Annotated in this window: 18 protein-coding genes; 9 read left to right on the top strand and 9 right to left on the bottom strand. The window is 64.2% G+C overall.

Annotated elements, in window-relative coordinates; all coding sequences use genetic code 11:
- Positions 1-144: 144 nt before the first annotated feature.
- The 5 genes from DOM58_RS14255 to DOM58_RS14275 all read left to right on the top strand — a co-directional run bounded on the left by DOM58_RS14255 (position 145) and on the right by DOM58_RS14275 (position 5,915).
- Positions 145-1,572: an NCS1 family nucleobase:cation symporter-1 gene (locus DOM58_RS14255; protein ID WP_110693399.1), complete on the top strand. Its 1,428-nt coding sequence runs from the start codon at positions 145-147 to the stop codon at positions 1,570-1,572.
- 205 nt (positions 1,573-1,777) lie between these two features.
- Positions 1,778-2,746, top strand: a complete 969-nt coding sequence (locus DOM58_RS14260) for a 4-hydroxyproline epimerase (protein ID WP_110693400.1) — start codon at positions 1,778-1,780, stop codon at positions 2,744-2,746.
- 66 nt (positions 2,747-2,812) lie between these two features.
- Positions 2,813-3,760 carry a dihydrodipicolinate synthase family protein gene (locus tag DOM58_RS14265; protein ID WP_110693401.1) on the top strand — a complete coding sequence of 316 codons (948 nt, stop codon included), beginning with the start codon at positions 2,813-2,815 and terminating at the stop codon, positions 3,758-3,760.
- A gap of 136 nt (positions 3,761-3,896) precedes the next feature.
- The gene (locus tag DOM58_RS14270) at positions 3,897-4,559 is read left to right on the top strand and encodes a GntR family transcriptional regulator (RefSeq protein ID WP_110693402.1); all 663 of its coding nucleotides are present in this window, start codon (positions 3,897-3,899) and stop codon (positions 4,557-4,559) included.
- 42 nt (positions 4,560-4,601) lie between these two features.
- Entirely contained in the window at positions 4,602-5,915 is a 1,314-nt protein-coding gene (locus DOM58_RS14275; protein WP_110693403.1) for an NAD(P)/FAD-dependent oxidoreductase, read from the top strand.
- On the opposite strand, the gene DOM58_RS14280 is transcribed toward DOM58_RS14275, so the two are convergent.
- Both DOM58_RS14280 and puuE read right to left on the bottom strand, forming a co-directional pair.
- On the bottom strand, positions 5,912-6,766 hold the full coding sequence (locus DOM58_RS14280) for a bifunctional allantoicase/(S)-ureidoglycine aminohydrolase (RefSeq protein ID WP_110693404.1): 855 nt from the start codon (positions 6,764-6,766) through the stop codon (positions 5,912-5,914). The genes DOM58_RS14275 and DOM58_RS14280 overlap by 4 nt on opposite strands.
- Before the next feature lie 17 nt (positions 6,767-6,783).
- Positions 6,784-7,704, bottom strand: coding sequence for an allantoinase PuuE (puuE, locus tag DOM58_RS14285; protein WP_110693694.1), 921 nt, complete (start codon positions 7,702-7,704; stop codon positions 6,784-6,786).
- Between the two features lie 134 nt (positions 7,705-7,838).
- Between puuE and DOM58_RS14290 the strand changes: the two genes are divergently transcribed.
- Entirely contained in the window at positions 7,839-8,570 is a 732-nt protein-coding gene (locus DOM58_RS14290) for an aspartate/glutamate racemase family protein (protein WP_110693405.1), read from the top strand.
- 303 nt (positions 8,571-8,873) lie between these two features.
- Here the strand turns inward: DOM58_RS14290 and DOM58_RS14295 are convergent, their stop codons facing one another.
- From DOM58_RS14295 to uraH, 3 genes are all read right to left on the bottom strand, one after another.
- Entirely contained in the window at positions 8,874-9,632 is a 759-nt protein-coding gene (locus DOM58_RS14295) for a GntR family transcriptional regulator (RefSeq protein ID WP_110693406.1), read from the bottom strand.
- Positions 9,633-9,757: 125 nt separating this feature from the next.
- A complete protein-coding gene (locus DOM58_RS14300) occupies positions 9,758-11,125 on the bottom strand; it encodes an 8-oxoguanine deaminase (RefSeq protein ID WP_110693407.1) in 1,368 nt (455 codons plus the stop codon).
- Positions 11,125-11,502 carry a hydroxyisourate hydrolase gene (uraH, locus tag DOM58_RS14305; protein ID WP_110693408.1) on the bottom strand — a complete coding sequence of 126 codons (378 nt, stop codon included), beginning with the start codon at positions 11,500-11,502 and terminating at the stop codon, positions 11,125-11,127. Before uraH ends, DOM58_RS14300 begins: the two co-directional genes overlap by 1 nt.
- Before the next feature lie 114 nt (positions 11,503-11,616).
- On the opposite strand from uraH, the gene uraD reads away from it, so the two are divergent.
- Both uraD and DOM58_RS14315 read left to right on the top strand, forming a co-directional pair.
- A complete protein-coding gene (uraD, locus tag DOM58_RS14310) occupies positions 11,617-12,156 on the top strand; it encodes a 2-oxo-4-hydroxy-4-carboxy-5-ureidoimidazoline decarboxylase (protein ID WP_110693409.1) in 540 nt (179 codons plus the stop codon).
- A gap of 70 nt (positions 12,157-12,226) precedes the next feature.
- Complete coding sequence (locus DOM58_RS14315; RefSeq protein ID WP_110693410.1) at positions 12,227-13,180, top strand: IclR family transcriptional regulator; 954 nt, start codon at positions 12,227-12,229, stop codon at positions 13,178-13,180.
- A gap of 48 nt (positions 13,181-13,228) precedes the next feature.
- Here the strand turns inward: DOM58_RS14315 and DOM58_RS14320 are convergent, their stop codons facing one another.
- Positions 13,229-14,083 carry an SDR family oxidoreductase gene (locus DOM58_RS14320; RefSeq protein WP_110693411.1) on the bottom strand — a complete coding sequence of 285 codons (855 nt, stop codon included), beginning with the start codon at positions 14,081-14,083 and terminating at the stop codon, positions 13,229-13,231.
- A gap of 244 nt (positions 14,084-14,327) precedes the next feature.
- Here DOM58_RS14320 and pyrB point away from each other — a divergent pair, with 244 nt between their 5' ends.
- Entirely contained in the window at positions 14,328-15,407 is a 1,080-nt protein-coding gene (gene pyrB, locus DOM58_RS14325; RefSeq protein WP_110693412.1) for an aspartate carbamoyltransferase, read from the top strand.
- Between the two features lie 18 nt (positions 15,408-15,425).
- On the opposite strand, the gene ruvX is transcribed toward pyrB, so the two are convergent.
- From ruvX to gshB, 3 genes are all read right to left on the bottom strand, one after another.
- Entirely contained in the window at positions 15,426-15,875 is a 450-nt protein-coding gene (gene ruvX, locus DOM58_RS14330) for a Holliday junction resolvase RuvX (RefSeq protein ID WP_110693413.1), read from the bottom strand.
- Positions 15,875-16,432 carry a YqgE/AlgH family protein gene (locus DOM58_RS14335; RefSeq protein WP_110693414.1) on the bottom strand — a complete coding sequence of 186 codons (558 nt, stop codon included), beginning with the start codon at positions 16,430-16,432 and terminating at the stop codon, positions 15,875-15,877. Before DOM58_RS14335 ends, ruvX begins: the two co-directional genes overlap by 1 nt.
- Positions 16,433-16,595: 163 nt before the next feature.
- The gene (gene gshB / locus DOM58_RS14340; protein WP_110693415.1) at positions 16,596-17,570 is read right to left on the bottom strand and encodes a glutathione synthase; all 975 of its coding nucleotides are present in this window, start codon (positions 17,568-17,570) and stop codon (positions 16,596-16,598) included.
- Between the last annotated feature and the right edge of the window lie 161 nt (positions 17,571-17,731).

Here is a 17,731-nt window from a genome sequence, read left to right on the forward strand (position 1 = left end):
GTCTGCGACGTGATTATTCATCGACGACCGTCTCCTGCCCAATTGCGACAACCTTAGACCATCGTTAATGGCCAAAATGGCACACGTCTTGTATACAAAAAATGGGATCACAATCACAAGACGGCCCCGCGGAGGGCACACGCCATGTCGCAACAACCTCCCGGCTACAGCGATCGGCTCTACAACGCCGACCTGGCGCCAACCACACAGAACTGGAACTGGTACAACATCCTCGCTTTCTGGCTCTCCGACGTTCACAGCGTCGGCGGCTACGTGGTCGCCGCCAGCCTGTTCGCGCTCGGCCTGGCCGGCTGGCAGGTGCTGATCTCGCTGCTGGTGGGCATCTGCATCGTCCAGATCTTCGCCAACCTGATGGCGAGGCCGAGCCAGAAAGCCGCGGTGCCGTTCCCGGTCATCTGTCGGCTCTCGTTCGGTGTTTTGGGCGCCAATATACCGGCGATGATTCGTGGCCTGATCGCGGTGGTGTGGTACGGCATTCAGACCTATCTGGCCTCCAACGCCCTGACCATCGTGATCCTGCGGCTGTTCCCCGGTATGGAATCGCTGGCCGGCCCCAGCTTCCTGGGGCTTTCCTACCTGGGCTGGATCAGCTTCATGCTGCTGTGGTGCCTGCAGGCGATCGTGTTCTGGCGCGGCATGGACTCGATCCGCCGCTTCATCGACTGGAGCGGCCCGGCGGTCTATCTGGTGATGTTCGCGCTCGCCGCCTGGCTGGTGTGGCAGGCGGGCTGGGCCAATATCAGCTTTACCCTGAGCGATATCCAGCTCTCTCCCGGCGAACAGCTGTGGCAGATGGTGATCGCGGCCGCCATCGTCGCCGGCTATTTTGCCGGCCCGACGCTCAACTTCGGCGATTTCACCCGCTATGCGCGCACCTTCGATGACGTCAAACGCGGCAACTTCTGGGGCCTGCCGGTCAACTTCCTGGTGTTCTCGGCGACCACCGTGATGATGGTCTCGGCGACGATTCCGGTCTTCGGCGAGATGATCGACGACCCGATCGAGACCGTCTCGCGCCTCGACAACACCTTTATCGCCGTCCTGGGCGCCGCGACGTTCGTGACGACGACCATCGGTATCAACATCGTCGCCAATTTCGTCGCCCCGGCGTTCGACTTCTCCAACATGGCACCGAGCAAGATCAGCTTTCGCACCGGCGGCTTCATCGCCGCCGTCGGCTCGATCTTTCTGACTCCGTGGAACCTGTTCAGCAACCCGGAGATCATCCACTACACCGTCGATCTGCTGGCAGCGGCCATCGGCCCTCTCTACGGCATCCTGATCATGGACTACTACCGCATCCGCCGCGGGCATATCGATGTCGATGCCCTGTTCAGCGTCGATCCCGACGGCCCCTACTGGTATCGCAACGGTTTCAATCCGGCGGCGGTGAAGGCGGTGATCGCGGCGAGCGTGATCGGCATCGTGATCAACTTCCTGCCGCTGGGCGATCTCGGCCACTTCTCGGTGTTCATCGGCGGCGCGCTCGGTGCGACGTTCTATTCGATGGCGATGCGCCGCGCTACCGCCGCGGCGGCCGTCGCCTCGTAGACGTCCGCTCTGTCTCCTTGAACGCCTAGCGTTCTCTCCCTTACCGGCGCCTTCCGCGCCGGTTTTTTGTGTCACGCCGGATTTCCCTTACGACACGGCTTCACATTGCGTCGCGAAGATTGTATAAAATCTACAATACGTGAATCACGCACCCCGATGCTTGCTCCGAAGTTTGCGAGCCCGTCCAGATCAGAGGAAAGCCTGCATGAAGCGCATCCATGTCATCGACTCCCATACCGGGGGAGAGCCGACGCGCCTAGTCATGAACGGCTTCCCGACCTTGCCGGGCGACACCCTGGTCGAGAAGCGCGACGCACTGCGCGAATCCCACGATCACTGGCGGCGCGCCTGCCTGCTGGAGCCACGTGGCAATGACGTACTGGTCGGCGCGCTCTACTGCGAACCGGTTACGCCAGGCGCGACCTGCGGCGTGATCTTTTTCAACAACTCAGGCTACCTGGGCATGTGCGGCCACGGCACGATCGGTCTGGTGGCATCGCTGCATCATTTCGGAATGATCGCGCCCGGCGAACACAAGATCGACACCACCGTCGGCCCGGTCAGCGCCACGCTGCATGAAGACGGCGCGGTGACGGTGCGCAACGTGCCCGCCTATCGCTATCGTCAGCGAGTGCCGCTCGAGGTGCCCGGCTACGGCGTGGTCCACGGCGATATCGCCTGGGGCGGCAACTGGTTTTTCCTGGTCGGCGAGCATGATCAACAGGTGACCCTGGCCAACGAGGAAGCGCTCACGGCCTTCACCTGGGCCATCCGGCAGGCGCTGGACGCCCAGAAGATCACCGGCGACAACGAGGGTCATATCGATCATATCGAGCTGTTTGCCGAAGACATCGCCACCGCCGCCGGCACCATCAAACCCGCCGATAGCCGCAACTTCGTGCTCTGCCCCGGCAAGGCCTACGACCGCTCCCCCTGTGGCACCGGCACCAGCGCCAAGCTGGCATGTCTCGCCGCCGACGGCAAGCTGGCTCCCGGCGAGACCTGGGTCCAGGCCAGCATCACCGGCAGCCGCTTCGAGGGACGCTATGCATGGGAAGACCAGGCGCAGGGCATGGTGCGTCCGTTCATTACCGGCAGCGCTTACATGACCGCCGATGCCACCCTGCTGATCGACGAAAACGATCCATTTGCCTGGGGCATCACCGCGTCATAGCCCTACAGGAAATAGTCATCGGGGAAATCATCCCGACCGATCACCAACAGATTCCAGAGGAAGACCATGAACGACTCCATCTTTACCGGCTGCATTCCCGCCCTGATGACCCCTTGCACCGCCGATCGCACGCCCGACTACGACGCGCTGGTCGCCAAGGGTCGCGAGCTGGTCGATCTCGGCATGCGCGCGGTGGTCTACTGCGGCTCGATGGGCGACTGGCCGCTACTGAGCGAGGCCGAACGCCAGGAAGGCGTGGCTCGACTGGTTGCCGCCGGCGTACCCGTCATCGTCGGTACCGGCGCGGTCAACTCGAAGGAAGCCGTCTCCCACGCCGCCCACGCGGCCAAGGTCGGCGCCCAGGGGCTGATGGTCATTCCTCGCGTGCTCTCTCGCGGTACCGCGTCCGCGGCGCAGAAGGCGCACTTCTCGGCGATTCTGAAAGCCGCCCCTGAGCTGCCGGCGGTGATCTACAACAGCCCCTATTACGGCTTCGCCACCCGCACCGAGCTGTTCTTCGAGCTGCGTCGCGAACATCCCAATCTGATCGGGTTCAAGGAGTTCGGCGGTGCAGACGACCTGCGCTACGCGGCCGAGCACATCACCTCCCAGGACGACGACGTCAGCCTGATGGTCGGCGTCGATACCCAGGTATTTCACGGCTTCGTCAACTGCAACGCCACCGGCGCCATAACCGGGGTCGGCAATGCGCTGCCGCGGGAAGTGCTGCAGCTAGTCGCGCTGAGCAAGAAAGCCGCCAAGGGCGATCCCCAAGCCCGGCGCCTGGCTCAGGAGCTGGAGTCCGCGCTGGCGGTGCTCTCCTCCTTCGATGAAGGCGTGGATCTGGTGCTTTTCTACAAGTACCTGATGGTACTCAACGGCGACAGCGCCTACGAACTGCACTTCAACGAAAGCGACGCCCTGAGCGATGCGCAGCGCCGCTACGTCGATACCCAGTACGCGCTGTTCCGAGAGTGGTATGCGCAGTGGTCGGCGCAGCTCGACGCGGCGTGAGCCGGTCTTGCCGCCACACCGGTCTTGCCACACCGATCTTGCAACGCTGATATTGAAGAGAGCACGGGCCTGAAAAGTCGGCGGGAGCCATATGGATTGCATACAATATCCAGATTCTGCGAAACGACGAGACTTCATGGCGACTTTCAAGACCCGAGCCCAGTACGTAGCGGACGATCTGCGCGAACGCATTCTCGGCGGCGAGTTCAAGGGTGGCTCCCAGCTACGCCAGGATGCGCTGGCCAAGGATTACGACGTCAGCCGCATCCCCGTCCGCGAGGCACTGCTGACGCTGGAGTCCGAAGGGCTGGTGGAATTCCACGCCCATCGTGGCGCTTTTACCACCGAGCTCTCCGTGGCGGCGATTCGCGAACTGTTCGACCTGCGCGTGCTGCTCGAGACCTACGTGCTGCGTTACGCGATTCCGAACCTGACGACGGCGGATCTCGATCACGCCGCGAGCATCCTGCGCCAGTATGACGCCGCGCTCGACTCCGGCAGCCAGATCGACAACTGGAGTGACTACAACTTCGCGTTTCATCACGCCCTGTACGCGCCCTCGAAGTTACCGGAAACGCTGGCCATGATCGGTCAGCTGAATACCAAGTCCGGGCGTTATATCCGCATGCAGCTGGTCTACACCCGCGAGATCGAGAAGGCGGAAGCCGAGCATCGCCAGCTTCTGGAGCTGGCCCGCCAGGGCGATGTCGACAGAACCTGTCAGTTGCTGGAAACCCACATAAAGGACGCCGCGGAAGGTATCGCGGCGGTGCTGGAAAAGAGTCTGCGCAACGCCTGATTCGTCAGCCTTTCCCCTACTGCCCTGGTCGTGAGGTAGCGCATGCCGGACCCATCTCATCTTGTTCCGCCCGAGACAGAGAGCAATGCCGACATCATCATTGTCGGGGCCGGTCTCGTCGGTGTCACCAGCGCCCTGGCGCTGGCGCGTCAAGGTCACCGTGTGCTGGTGCTGGACAAACAGGAGCCGGGCCGTGGCGCTTCCTACGGTAACGCCGGACACATGGCCACGGAGCAGGTCTTCCCGATCGCCGACGCCTCAATTCTCAGATCGCTGCCCGGCATGCTGATGGATCCGATGGGCCCGCTGCGGCTGGACTGGAAATATCTGCCCCGGGCGCTGCCGTGGCTGACCCGGCTGGTACTGAATCTGCGCCCGGCGCCTTTTCGCCAAAGCGTTGCCGGTATCCGCGCCCTCAACGAACGCAGCCTGGCGGCGTGGCAACGCCTGCTGGCATCGGTCGATAGCAGCCACCTGCTCAAGGCGGACGGCTCGCTGCTGGTTTACGAGAAGCCGGAGTCGCACTCGAAGCTCGAAGCGCTCGAGTCGCGCATGCGCGAACAACAGGTGCCGGTCGAGCTTTGGGATAGGGAAGCGATTCAGCGCGCGGCGCCGCAGCTCTCGGACGCGCTGCTGGGCGGGCTGTTCTTTCCCGCCACGGGCCACGTGCTGGAGCCGTGGCGGGTGGTCACCACTCTGGTGGAAGCCGCCCGGCGCGAAGGCGTTCGTTTCCAGCAGGAAACCGTGCAGTCGACTCGGTTGACCGCGAAAGGCGTCGCCGTGACAACCAATGCTGGCGAACGCGAGGCCGGGCAGGTGCTCGTCGCCTGTGGCGCCCACTCGGCGGCGTTGACCGCCCAGCTCACCGGCAAGCGCGTACCGCTGGATACCGAACGCGGCTATCACCTGATGCTGCCCCGCGAGTCCGACCGTCTGCCCTTCGCGGTCACATCATTGGAGCGCCGCTTCATCATGACGCCGATGGAAACCGGCCTCAGGCTCGCTGGCACCGTGGAGTTCGCGGGACTGGAGGCACCGCCCAACATGGGGCGAGCGTGGCAGTTGCATCGCCTGAGCCGGGGACTGTTCAAGACCGATCTCGACGCCGAGGACGCGACACCGTGGATGGGCTTTCGACCTTCGCTGCCGGACTCGCTGCCAATCATCGATCGCGTGTGCGACGGCCGCGTGCTGCTGGCGTTCGGCCACCATCACCTGGGGCTGACCCAGTCGGCAATCACCGCCGAGCTGATCGCCGATCTGGCCGGCCCCGGCGAACACGCGGCGTCCGTCATGCCGCCTCACCGCGACAACCTGCCACCGCTGGAGCCCTATCGCCTGGCTCGCTTCGGCTAACGCCCGGAAAGCGACAGCTTCATGTGTCGATTGACGTCCTTGTAGAGCAGATAGCGGAACGGCGTCGAACCGGCGGCATAGCAGGACTGCGGGCAGAACGCACGCAGCCACATGTAGTCGCCGGCCTCGACTTCGACCCAGTCCTGGTTGAGGTGATAGACCGCGCGGCCCTCGAGCACGTAGAGCCCGTGCTCCATCACGTGGGTCTCGTCGAACGGGATCACGCCACCCGGCTGGAAGGTGACGATGGTCACGTGCATATCGTGGCGCAGGTCGGCGGGATCGACGAAGCGCGTGGTCGCCCAGCGCCCGTCGGTATCCGGCATCGGCGTCGGCGCGATCGTCTGCTCGTTGGTCACGAACGCCGGCGGCGCCTCCAGTCCTTCGACGAATTCGTACGCCTTGCGAATCCAGTGGAAGCGCACCGGCGCGGCGCTTGCGTTGCGCAACTGCCAATCGCAGCCCGGCGGCAGATAGGCGTAGCCGCCCGGCGCCATCTCGTGCGTTTCGCCCGCGAGGGTCAGCGTCATCTCGCCCTCGACCACGAACAGCACGCCCTCGGCGCCCGCATCCGGCTCCGGGCGCTCACTGCCGCCACCGGGCGAAACTTCTATGATGTACTGGGAAAAGGTCTCGGCGAAGCCGGAGAGTGGCCGCGAAAGCACCCATAGTCGGGTCTTTTCCCAGTGCGGCAGGAAACTGGTGACGATGTCGCTCATCACGCCCTTGGGGATCACCGCATAGGCCTCGGTGAAGACCGCGCGACCGTGGATCAGCTGACTCTGCGGCGGCAAGCCGCCGTGGGGGGCGTAGTAGGTTCTGTCGGGCGTGTCGTGACTGCGTTGCGGCATGAGGGGTTCCTTGCATTTCAAGCCGGATGCTCGGCCGCCCAGTGGCGGGCGATATCCACACGCCGAGTTATCCACACCCGGTCGTGCGTTTCGAGATAATCGAGGAAGCGCTGCAACGCCCGAAACCGCCCGGGGCGACCGACCAGCCGGCAGTGCAGCCCGATCGACAGCATCTTCGGCGTCTCCGCGCCTTCTGCGTAGAGCACGTCGAAGGCGTCGCGCAGATACTGGAAGAACGGTTCGCCGTGATCGAAGCCGGTCGGCGAGGCGAAGCGCATGTCGTTGGTATCCAGCGTGTAGGGGACGACAAGATGCTGGTGGGTTTTGCCCTGGCTGTCCTCGGCCGGCATCCAGAACGGCAGGTCGTCACCGTAGTAGTCGCTGTCGTAGAGGAAGCCGCCCTGATCGAGCAGCAAACGCCGGGTATTAGGGCTGTCTCGGCCGGTGTACCAACCCAGCGGCTGCTCGCCGTAGAGCGACTGGAAAATGGCCAGGGCGCGCTTAAGATGCTCGCGCTCGACCGCTTCCGGCACGTTCTGGTAGTGGATCCAGCGATAGCCGTGGCAGGCGATTTCATGGCCCAGCTCATGGAACGCTTTGGCCACTTCCGGGTTGCGCTCCAATGCCATCGCCACGCCGAAGATCGTCAGCGGCAGGCCGCGGCGCTCGAACTCGCGCAGCACGCGCCACACCCCGACCCGCGAGCCGTACTCGTAGATCGACTCCATGCTCAGGTGGCGGTCGGGATAGGCGTCGGCGCCTGCGATTTCGGACAGAAACTGTTCGGACTGGCTATCGCCATGCAGGACGCTGTTCTCGCCACCCTCTTCATAGTTGAGCACGAACTGCACGGCGATGCGCGCTCCGCCCGGCCAGTTGGCGTGCGGTGGCGTACGGCCGTAGCCGATCAGGTCGCGAGGGTAGTCGGGAGAGAGCATGCGCAGCGCCTTTTTGTCTTTCGTCGAGATGCCGGTTTCGGATCGGCCTTCATCGATATTGTATTCAAAATCGGTTATTTTTGTGGACAAAGCAAACCTATCGCGATTTTCTCGCTTCGCCAAGGTGGCATGCCATGCAGATCCACGTCATCAACCCCAATACGACCGCCAGCATGACCGACAAGATCGGCGCCTGCGCCAGCCGCGTGGCCGCCGAGAGCACCCGGATCCATGTCAGCCAGCCGGATAGCGGGCCGGTATCGATCGAAAGTCACTTCGACGAGGCGATCAGTGCGGTCGGCGTACTCGAGGAGATTCGCCGTGGCGAGGCGATGGGCATGAACGCCTATGTCATCGCCTGCTTCGGCGATCCCGGTCTGCTCGCCTCCCGGGAGCTGACTCGCGCTCCGGTCATCGGCATCGCCGAAGCGGGCTTTCATCTGGCAACGCTGATCAGCATGCGTTTCTCGGTCGTCACCACACTCACGCGCACCGCGATTATCGCCGAACATCTGCTCGACCAGTACGGCTTCCGTCATCACTGCCGCCGAGTCCGAGCCACCGACCTGCCGGTGCTGGAACTGGAGAATCCGGCGGGCAACGCCTATCAGGCGCTGCTCGACGAGTGCCAGCGGGCGAAAGATAACGACGGCATCGGTGCCATCGTGCTCGGCTGCGGCGGCATGGCCGATCTCACCGAGCGGCTGACCCACGACCTGCAGATGCCGGTTATCGAAGGCGTCAGCGCCGCGGTGAAACTGGCGGAATCGCTGGTATCGCTGGGCTTGGGCACCAGCAAGCACGGCGATCTCGCCTTTCCGCGACCCAAGCCGTTCAGTGGGCGCTTCGCCGATTGGGGCGAATGACCCAGCGCTTCTCGACTCCGCAATAAACTTCAATTCCAACGGCTTCAAAAAATTAGCGAGCGAAGGCCAGCCCTAGGCCCGTTGCCTACGGGCCAACGCACTTCCCATATCCCTATGGGTCGCAAGGCAAAAATCTGCGACAAATCGTCAGGATTGACGATTTGGGAAGCTTCGCTGCTCGAGGAGCGAGCGACACGGATGTCGCGAGTCCACAAGCGGAGTTTACGAGGGTGTAAATGAGCATTTGACCGGGCTGGCGATCCAGCAGATTTTTAACGCCGTATGGCCGAGCGCAGCAACTTTTCAGCCGAAAATCGCGCTCAGATCCGGCGTCTCGTCAACGCTGTCTTCAATCGACAGCGACGCCTCGATCGCCTTGAGGTGACGCTGCATGAAGGCCACCGCGCGCTCCTCCTTGCCGGCTTCCAGTAGCGCGATCAACTCGTCGTGATCGTGGGATTCGCAGCCCAGATGCCCCGAATCACCATAGACTGCGAGGATCAGCGACGAGCGCGAGCAGAGCCGTTCGATGAACTCCGCCAACGGCGTATTGCCCGAGAGTTCGGCCAGACGCTGGTGAAACTGGGCGGAAAGCTGAATGGCGCGGCTCTGCTCGCCGCTGCGCAAGGCCTGGCGCTCGCTCGTTGCCAGCGTGCGCAGCGCCTTGGCGTCGGCCGGCTTGAGGCGGCGGGAAACCCACGGTATCAGCTGGCATTCGACCAGCTGGCGCGCGGCGAACACGTCCCGCGCCTCCTCGATCGTGGGTCGGCTAACGCTGGCGCCCCGGCGTGGCGTCAGCGTTACCAGATACTCGAGCGCCAGCCGCTGGAGAATCTTGCGAATGCCGGTGCGGCTGACCCCGAACACTTCCGCCAGCGCGTCCTCGCGCAGCCGCGCCCCCGGCTTGAGACGGTGCTCGACGATCGCTTCGCGAATCTGCTGATAGATCGTTTCGTGACGTTCGGCACCGTCGCCGGCCTTGCCCGCGCCGCGACTACGTCCGCTCGCCTTGCTGTTTCGTCGTTCATCCTGCGCCGTCGCTGCGTTCGCGCTCGTTGCCATCGTTGTTCGCTCCACCCAGCGTGCGTCTTCCACATCCCTCGACCGATAAGCCGATTGTATACGCCGGTCCTGCAGATGACAGCCTCGGGATGACAGCCTCGGGATGACCGTCGCCCCCGGGACCGTCAAGCCTCCACCAGCCGCCGGGCGCAGACGTTATGCCTCGCCACCATGGCATCGAGGTCGTGACCCAACAGCCGGCCATTCTCGACACGCCGCACGCCGTTGACGATCGACAGATCGACGCTCGGCGGCTGGCAGAACACCAGCGACGCCAGCGGGTCGTGAATCGCGCCACCCGCCAACGCCAGCGAGTCGAGCCGGAAGCCGATGATGTCGGCGGCCTTGCCCACCGCGAGTTGGCCGATATCGTCGCGGCCCAGGGTGGATGCCCCACCGCGGGTGGCGAACCACAGCATTCGGCGCGCGGTGAGCTCGCTCATGTCACCCTGCAGCCGGCCTAGCAGCATCGCCTGGCGCGCTTCCGCCAGCAGGTGCGAGCCATCGTTGGAGGCGCTGCCATCGACCCCCAGACCGACGCGCATGCCGGCGCGATGCATCGCCATCACCAGGGCGATTCCGGAGCCGAGCCGCATGTTGGAACTGGGGCAGTGCGCGGCACCGCAGCAGTGGCCACCCAGCCGCGTGATCTCGTCGCCATGCGGATGCACCATGTGCGCGAACCAGACGTCGCTGCCGACCCAGCCGACCTGCTCGGCGTATTCCACCGGCGTGCAGCCGAAGCGTTCGCGGCAGAAAGCTTCCTCGTCGCGAGTCTCGGCCAGGTGCGTATGCAGATGCACACCGTAATGGCGGGCCAGCGCGGCGCTCTCGACCATTAGCTCACGGGAGACCGAGAACGGCGAGCAGGGCGCGACCACGATGCGGGTCATCGCTCGCTCGGACGCATCGTGATAGCGCTCGATGGCGCGCTGGGTATCGTCGAGAATCGCCCGCTCCGATTCCACCACGCTGTCCGGCGGCAGCCCGCCCTGGGATTCGCCCACCGACATCGAACCGCGCGAGGCGTGAAAGCGCAGCCCCAGCTCGGAAACCGCCGCGATCTGATCGTCGATGCGGGCGCCGTTGGGCCATAAATAGGTGTGATCGGCTGCCGTGGTGCAACCGGAGAGCAGCAGTTCGGCCGCGGCGATCTGACTGCTGGCGTGAAGCGATTCCGGATCGAGCCGCGCCCAGATCGGGTAGTGGGTCACCAGCCAGTCGAACAGCTCGGCGTTCTGCCCGGCGGGAAGGTTGCGCGTCAGGGTCTGATAGAAATGATGATGCGTGTTCACCAATCCGGGCAAAAGCACATGACCCCGCGCATCGATGACGACGTCGGCCGGCCCGGCTCGCTCTTCTGTCAGCGCCTCCGCCGGGCCGATGGCGACGATGCGATCGTCCTCCAGCCGGATACTGGCGTTGTGCAGCTCGCGCTGGGCATCGTCGAACGTCGCGATCAGCTCGGCGTTAAGGATCAGCGTCGTCGTCATCAACTACCTCGGTACGTCGAGTAGCTGTACGGCGATAACAACAACGGCACGTGATAATGCTCGTCGGGAGAGTCGACGATGAACTGCAGCGGAATCCGATCGAGAAAACGTCCAGCGGATTGCTGACCGGCGCCTAGGGAGTCGGCGTCCAGATAGTCACCAGCGTGAAACAGCAATTCGTAGACCCCTGCGGTAAAGTCCGCGCCCTCGAGCAGCGGGCCATCGCAGCGGCCGTCGGCATTGGTCACGACATCGGCCAGCTTCAGACGGGTCCCGCCCTCCAGTCGGTAAAGCTCGATGCGTAGATCGCTGGCGGGGCGACCGCGGGCCGTGTCCAGCACGTGGGTGGTCAGATAACCTTTGAGGGTGTCGCTCATGATGACCTCGATGGAGTGACGGGCGCGGCAGGCTCGAAAACAGTGGATTGCCGAGCGCGCAAGGCGTTAGCCTCATTCAAATGTGTTTGTATACAAAGGTCAACCGGAGGCCCCATGACGCCAGCGCTTCTCTCCCCACGGCCCAGTCAGCTGGACCGCGCCGCCTTCATTGCCAGCTATGGCGAGATCTACGAACACTCGCCGTGGATCGCGGCGCAGAGCTGGGATCGCGGCCTCGGCGAGGCCCAGGATACCCCCGCCGGACTGGCCGAGCGGCTGCGCCGGCAGGTGGATGCGGCCTCCGCCGATGCCCAGTTGGCGCTGATCCGCGCCCACCCGGATCTGGCCGGCAAGGCGGCGATCGGCAGCGAGCTGACCGACGACTCTCGCTCGGAACAGGCCGGCGCCGGGCTCGATCAATGCACCGCGGAAGAGTTCGCACGCTTCGAGCGGCTCAATCACGCTTACCGTGAACGCTTCGACTTCCCCTTCGTCATCGCCGTTCGCGGGCTCGATCGTCATGCGATCCTCGCCGCGTTCGATACGCGCCTGCATCACTCGCCCGAACAGGAACGCCGCACCGCCATCGATCAGATCCACCGAATCGCGCTGCTGCGCCTGGAGCAGCGAGCCACCGAAAGTCGTAGCCGATAGCGCACAGACACCACCGGATCGAGCGGTTATCCTGAGCGCCTGATAAAGGCGATCATGAGAGCGGCGACGGGTGACGGACGAAGAGCGGCATCGGGCGACTGAACAGCAGCGGCATCGGGCGACTGAACAGCAGCGGCATCGGGCGACTGAAAAGCAGCAGGGTCGGGCGACTGACACGCAGCAGGATCAGCAAACGGAACCCAAGCGGCGATCGGTCGGTAGACCGGCGGGCGGCGCCAAGAGCAGCGGCGGGCACAGCCAGTCTCTGGTCAGGGGCCTGACCATTCTGGAGGGTCTGGCGGCGGCGCCGGATGGGCTGGCGCTTTCCGATATCGCCGAAGACGTCGAGCTGGCGCCCTCGACCACCCACCGCCTGCTGCAGGCGCTGTTCCACCAGGGCTTTATCACCCAGGACGTCGAAAGCGGCCTGTGGAAGATCGACGTCAAGACCTTCCGCATCGGCAACAGTTTTCTCGAAGCGCGGGACTTTGTCGCCACCGCCCGCCCGTTCTTGCGCCGACTCACCGCCACCAGCGGTGAGACCGCCAATCTGGGTATCCGCGACGACGGCATGGTGGTCTATCTCGCCCAGAGCGAATCCAAGCAGATGATGCGCATGATCACCCGTCTCGGGTCACGGGCGCCGCTGCACGCCTCCGGCGTCGGCAAGGCGTTGCTGGCGTGGATGCCCCCGCAGGAGTTCGAGCAGATCGTGGCCGGGCGCACGCTCGAGGGCGAAACGCCCAACACCCTGACCGATGCCGACCGGCTGCGCGAGCAGCTGATCGAGATTCGCCGCCAAGGCTACGCCGTCGACCGCGAAGAGCACGCCATCGGCCTCAACTGTGTCGCCGCCACCCTGCACGACGAAAGCGGTCTGCCGCTGGCGGCGATCTCGGTTTCCGGTCCGGTCGCCCGAATCGACGATTCCCGCCTGCCCGAACTTGCCGCCTTGGTCGCGGAGACCGCCCGCGAGATCACCGCCAAGATCGGTGGCAAGACGCCCCCCGAGCCGCCAGTATAGGTTGGGGCGAAAAGTCGCCGAGCGCAGGCATGTTTCGTTTGGAAACCCTCAGGTATTCAGGATCACCCCGCCATTCAGATGGATAGTCTGTCCGGTCATGTAGGAAGACTCCTTGCTGGCCAGATAGACATAGGCCGGGCCCATCTCGCTGGGCTGGCCGGCACGCTTCATCGGCACCTGGCCGCCGAAGCCCTCGACTTTTTCGTCGTCGAAACTGGCCGGAATCAGCGGCGTCCACACCGGGCCCGGGGCCACCGCATTGACGCGAATCTCGCGATCCACCAGCGACTGCGCCAGCGAGCGCACCAGCCCCTGAATCGCGCCTTTGGTCGATGAGTAATCGATCAGCGTCGCGTTGCCCTTGAAGGCGTTGACCGAGGACGTGGCGATGATGGTATCGCCGGCCCCCATATGCGGCAGGGCTTCACGCACGAAATAGAAATGGCTGAAGATGTTGGTGGCGAAGGTGCGCTGCAGCTGCTCGTCGGTGATTTGCGTCACGTCGTCCCAGTCATGCTGCTCGGCAGCGTTGTTGACCAGGATGTTGAGCCCGCCCAGTTCGCTGCGCGTGCGCTCGACGGCTTCCCGGCAAAAAGTGGAATCGACGATGTCGCCCTTGAGCAGCAGGCAACGCTGACCTTCCGCTTCGACCAGCGCCTTGGTGTCCTCCGCATCACGATCTTCATCGAGGTAGACCACGGCGCAGTCGGCCCCTTCGCGGGCATAGTGCACCGCTACCGCGCGGCCGATGCCGCTATCGCCGCCGGTGATCAATGCCACTTTGCCCTTGAGCTTGCCGGTGCCGCGGTAGTCATCGCGGATGAACTCGGGCTCGGGCCGCATGTCGTGCTCGTCGCCCGGCTGGTGACTCTGATGCTGCGGGGGAAAATGCGATTCTGACATCCTGGCTCCCTCCTGAATGGAATCGAATGAAACCGTGTCTATCGAACAAGACAACGTCTGCTGGCCGAGGAATCCTCCGATGGATTTGCCCCGACGCCCCCTGAGCATAGAAAGCCTGTAGGTTTTGTCCAAACCTCTGTTTTAACTTTTAACTCAAGTTAATCATGTGAAATGAACTGCCTGTCCTCGGCGATGGTCACCTTGATGCGGAGGGCGTGAAGCCAGCCGCCAGCGGCGCTACACTATCGCCGCCGCACGCGCTGTCACATTTGCCCGCCAAAGAGGTTTCCCGATGCCTTCGCACCTGCTCTCCATCGATTCGCTCTCCCGCGATGCCGTCGATCACCTGCTCCGCATCGCCGAGCGCATGGAGCCGATCGCCCAGCGCCGCAAGGTGACCCGCGTGCTCGAAGGCGCCGTGCTCGGCAATCTGTTCTTCGAGGCCAGCACCCGAACCCGCATCAGCTTCAACGCGGCCTTCTGCCGGCTCGGCGGCAGCGTCTGCGATACCACCGGTTTCACCTTCTCGTCGATGGCCAAGGGCGAATCGCTCTACGACACCAGCCGGGTGATGGGCGGCTACGTCGACGCCATCGTCATGCGCCACCCCGAGCAAGGGTCGGTGGCGGAGTTCGCCGAGGCGACCCAGGTGCCGGTAATCAACGGCGGAGACGGCCCCGGCGAGCACCCCAGCCAGGCGCTGCTCGACGTCTACACCATCACCAAGGAGTTCGCGCGACTGGGCAAGCCGTTGGCGGGCGCTCATCTGCTGCTGACCGGGGATCTGAAGTACGGCCGCACGGTGCACTCGCTGATCAAGCTGCTGTCGCTGTACGACCCGCTGCGAATCACCCTGGTGTCGCCGCCGGGGCTGGAGATGCCGCAGCACCTGGTCGATCTGGTGGCCTCGCGCGGGCACCGCATCGAGACGCGACCCAATCTGGCGGAGAACTTCGACGATGTGGACGTGATCTACGCCACCCGCATCCAGCGCGAGCGCTTCACCGCGGAAATGTCGGAAAGCTTCGCCGAACTGACCTCGGACTTCGTCGTCGATCGCGGTTTTCTCGATCGCCGCTGCTCGCCGACCACCATCGTGATGCACCCGCTGCCGCGCGACAGCCGCCCCGGCGCCAACGATCTCAGCACCGATCTCAACGGCGACCCGCGCCTGGCGATCTTCCGTCAGACCGACAACGGCATTCCCATGCGCATGGCGATCTTCGCCCATTTGCTGCAGGTGGAGGATCTGATCGAGAAGGATCTGCGCGACGTGGGTTGGTTCGTGCCGAAAACCTATGGTGTCCACGAGAAGAAACTTTAACCGGGCCAGTCGCTCTTTTCAGGCAGATGCCGGGCGATTGAACCAGTTTTCGAGAATCAGCTGGGCAGCAATACCGTCGACGCCACGGTCACGGTAGTTGCCCTTGTGGCCCTGCTCCCGGGCGATCAGCTTGGCGGCGCGGGTGGTCCCGCGCTCGTCGAACATCTCCACCGGCTTGCCGAAGCGACCGTGCAGGCGATTACCGAACTTGCGTGCCCGCACGCTCATGTCGGACTCGCTGCCGTCGTCGTGGATCGGCAGCCCGACCACCAGCAGGTCGGGCTGCCACTCCTTCAGCAGATTCTCGACCTTGACCCAGTCGGGGATTCCGTCGCGGGCCGTCAGCGGTTCCAGGCCGCTGGCCGAGCGCAGCATCTCGTTGCCGACCGAGACGCCGATGCGCCGGGTGCCGTAGTCGAACGCCATCACCAGGCGCTGGCCGGTTTTATCGCTTGCTGCCGACGACATCAGGCGTGACCGGCGTCGCGGGTCATCAGGTTGAGATCAACGCCGAGAATCCCGGCGGCCGCGCTCAGGCGCTGCTCCGGCGGGCGGTCGAACAGGATCCCGGCGTCGCCTTCGGCAATCAGCCAGGTGTTCTGCTTGAGCTCGTCCTCGAGCTGCCCGGACTTCCAGCCCGCGCAACCCAGCGTCACCAGGTACTGCTCAGGGCCGCGTCGCTGGGCGATCGCCTGCAGGATGTCCACCGAAGTGGTCAGTGCCAGTCCGTCTGCGACCTGAATGCTGGAGTCCCACTCTTCGGCGTTGCCGCGGTGCAGAATGAATCCGCGGTCGCGATAGGTCGGTCCGCCGTTGTAGACCAGCACGTCGTTGTGCGGGCCGGATTCGGACTCGATATCGAGCTGCTCGAACAGCCCGTCCAGGGTCAGATCGGAGGGGCGATTGACGACGACACCCAGGGTGCCGTCGTCGTCGTGATCGCAGAGATACGTCAGCGTTCCCGCAAAGTTGGGATCTTCCATATGCGGCATCGCCATCAGGAAGTAGTGCTTGAGGCTCTGCATCGGGGGCGTTGGCCTGATCGTTGGCATAAGACTCCATCGGACATCGCACGGCGGCCCGGCGGTCGCGCCGCCGCCGCCAGTCGTAAACGAAATAGATCCATTGTATCACTTCTGCCAAATGACCTTTGATCCGCGCAATCGGCCCAGCGCTGTGACTCAAGCCCTATGACTTCAGCCGTTTGGCGATTGCGGCCATCAACTGGGCGGCGATGTCCGTGCCGCGCTGGTCGTCGATCTCGCGCACGCAGGTGGGGCTGGTGACGTTGATCTCGGTGATGTAATCGCCGATCACGTCAAGGCCGACGAACAACAGCCCCTTCTCGCGGATCATCGGCTGCACCTGCTCGACCAGCCAGTAGTCGCGGTCGGTCAGCTCGCGGGAGACGCCGCGGCCGCCGGCGGCCAGGTTGCCACGGGTCTCGCCGGCGCTGGGGATGCGTGCCAGGCCATAGGGTACCGGCTCGCCGTCGACCAGCAGGATGCGGGTGTCGCCATCCTTGATCTCGGGCAGGTAGCGCTGGGCCATGATCTGGCGCTGGCCACGCTCGGTGAGCTGTTCGATCACCGCGCCGAGATTGCGACCTTCCGGGCCGATATGAAAGATGCCGGTGCCGCCCATGCCGTCCAGCGGCTTGAAGATGGTGTCGCCATGCTCGGCCTGGAAGGCGCGCAGCACCGCGTCGCGACACGACACCACCGTGGGCGGAATGCAGTGGGCGAACTGCTGCGCGAACAGCTTCTCGTTGCACTCGAACAGCGCCCGGGTCGGGTTGACCACCAGCGTGCCCTCGCGCTCGGCGAAGGCCAGCAGATGCACGGCGTTGAGGAAGTGGCTGTCCACCGGCGGATCCTTGCGCATCAGGATCACGTCGAGCTCGCCCAACGGCATCGCCTCACGCTCGCCCAGGTCATACCAGTGCTGCGGATCGCGATGGACCTTGAGCGAACGCGCACTGCCCATCGCCCGCCCCTCGTAGAGGTAAAGGTCTTCCTGCTCGAGATAGTAGAGCGACCAGCCCATCGATTCCGCCGCCCACAGCAGCGTCAGGGAGGTGTCCTTCTTGTAGGTGATGTCGGCGATGGGATCCATCACCACGCCGAGCTTCACCGTGCCGGTCTTCAACGTGCCCTGGCTCATTGATCGGGTTTCCCAGAAAGAGGATTGAATGAGCCGCAGTATGACGTAGCTCCCGCCTGATCTGTAGGGGTCCGGTGAAACCGGAGCGCGGCGCGAGATCCTCGAAGCCTGCCGCGACTAATGGCTAGGCGGAAAACGAGGTCGAGCCGACCAACGTATAA

Source organism: Salinicola halophyticus, assembly GCF_003206695.1.
In the GTDB taxonomy this organism is placed as follows: domain Bacteria; phylum Pseudomonadota; class Gammaproteobacteria; order Pseudomonadales; family Halomonadaceae; genus Salinicola; species Salinicola halophyticus.

Excerpts from the sequence above, each read along its gene's own strand:
- DOM58_RS14280 (WP_110693404.1), bottom strand. The coding sequence starts at position 6,766 with ATGCCGCAACGCAGTCACGACACGCCCGACAGAACCTACTACGCCCCC.
- DOM58_RS14275 (WP_110693403.1), top strand. The coding sequence starts at position 4,602 with ATGCCGGACCCATCTCATCTTGTTCCGCCCGAGACAGAGAGCAATGCC.
- DOM58_RS14335 (WP_110693414.1), bottom strand. The coding sequence starts at position 16,432 with ATGCAGAGCCTCAAGCACTACTTCCTGATGGCGATGCCGCATATGGAA.
- DOM58_RS14320 (WP_110693411.1), bottom strand. The coding sequence starts at position 14,083 with ATGTCAGAATCGCATTTTCCCCCGCAGCATCAGAGTCACCAGCCGGGC.
- DOM58_RS14300 (WP_110693407.1), bottom strand. The coding sequence starts at position 11,125 with ATGACGACGACGCTGATCCTTAACGCCGAGCTGATCGCGACGTTCGAC.
- gshB (WP_110693415.1), bottom strand. The coding sequence starts at position 17,570 with ATGAGCCAGGGCACGTTGAAGACCGGCACGGTGAAGCTCGGCGTGGTG.
- uraH (WP_110693408.1), bottom strand. The coding sequence starts at position 11,502 with ATGAGCGACACCCTCAAAGGTTATCTGACCACCCACGTGCTGGACACG.
- uraD (WP_110693409.1), top strand. The coding sequence starts at position 11,617 with ATGACGCCAGCGCTTCTCTCCCCACGGCCCAGTCAGCTGGACCGCGCC.
- DOM58_RS14265 (WP_110693401.1), top strand. The coding sequence starts at position 2,813 with ATGAACGACTCCATCTTTACCGGCTGCATTCCCGCCCTGATGACCCCT.
- DOM58_RS14290 (WP_110693405.1), top strand. The coding sequence starts at position 7,839 with ATGCAGATCCACGTCATCAACCCCAATACGACCGCCAGCATGACCGAC.
- puuE (WP_110693694.1), bottom strand. The coding sequence starts at position 7,704 with ATGCTCTCTCCCGACTACCCTCGCGACCTGATCGGCTACGGCCGTACG.
- ruvX (WP_110693413.1), bottom strand. The coding sequence starts at position 15,875 with ATGTCGTCGGCAGCAAGCGATAAAACCGGCCAGCGCCTGGTGATGGCG.
- DOM58_RS14255 (WP_110693399.1), top strand. The coding sequence starts at position 145 with ATGTCGCAACAACCTCCCGGCTACAGCGATCGGCTCTACAACGCCGAC.
- DOM58_RS14295 (WP_110693406.1), bottom strand. The coding sequence starts at position 9,632 with ATGGCAACGAGCGCGAACGCAGCGACGGCGCAGGATGAACGACGAAAC.
- DOM58_RS14260 (WP_110693400.1), top strand. The coding sequence starts at position 1,778 with ATGAAGCGCATCCATGTCATCGACTCCCATACCGGGGGAGAGCCGACG.
- DOM58_RS14270 (WP_110693402.1), top strand. The coding sequence starts at position 3,897 with ATGGCGACTTTCAAGACCCGAGCCCAGTACGTAGCGGACGATCTGCGC.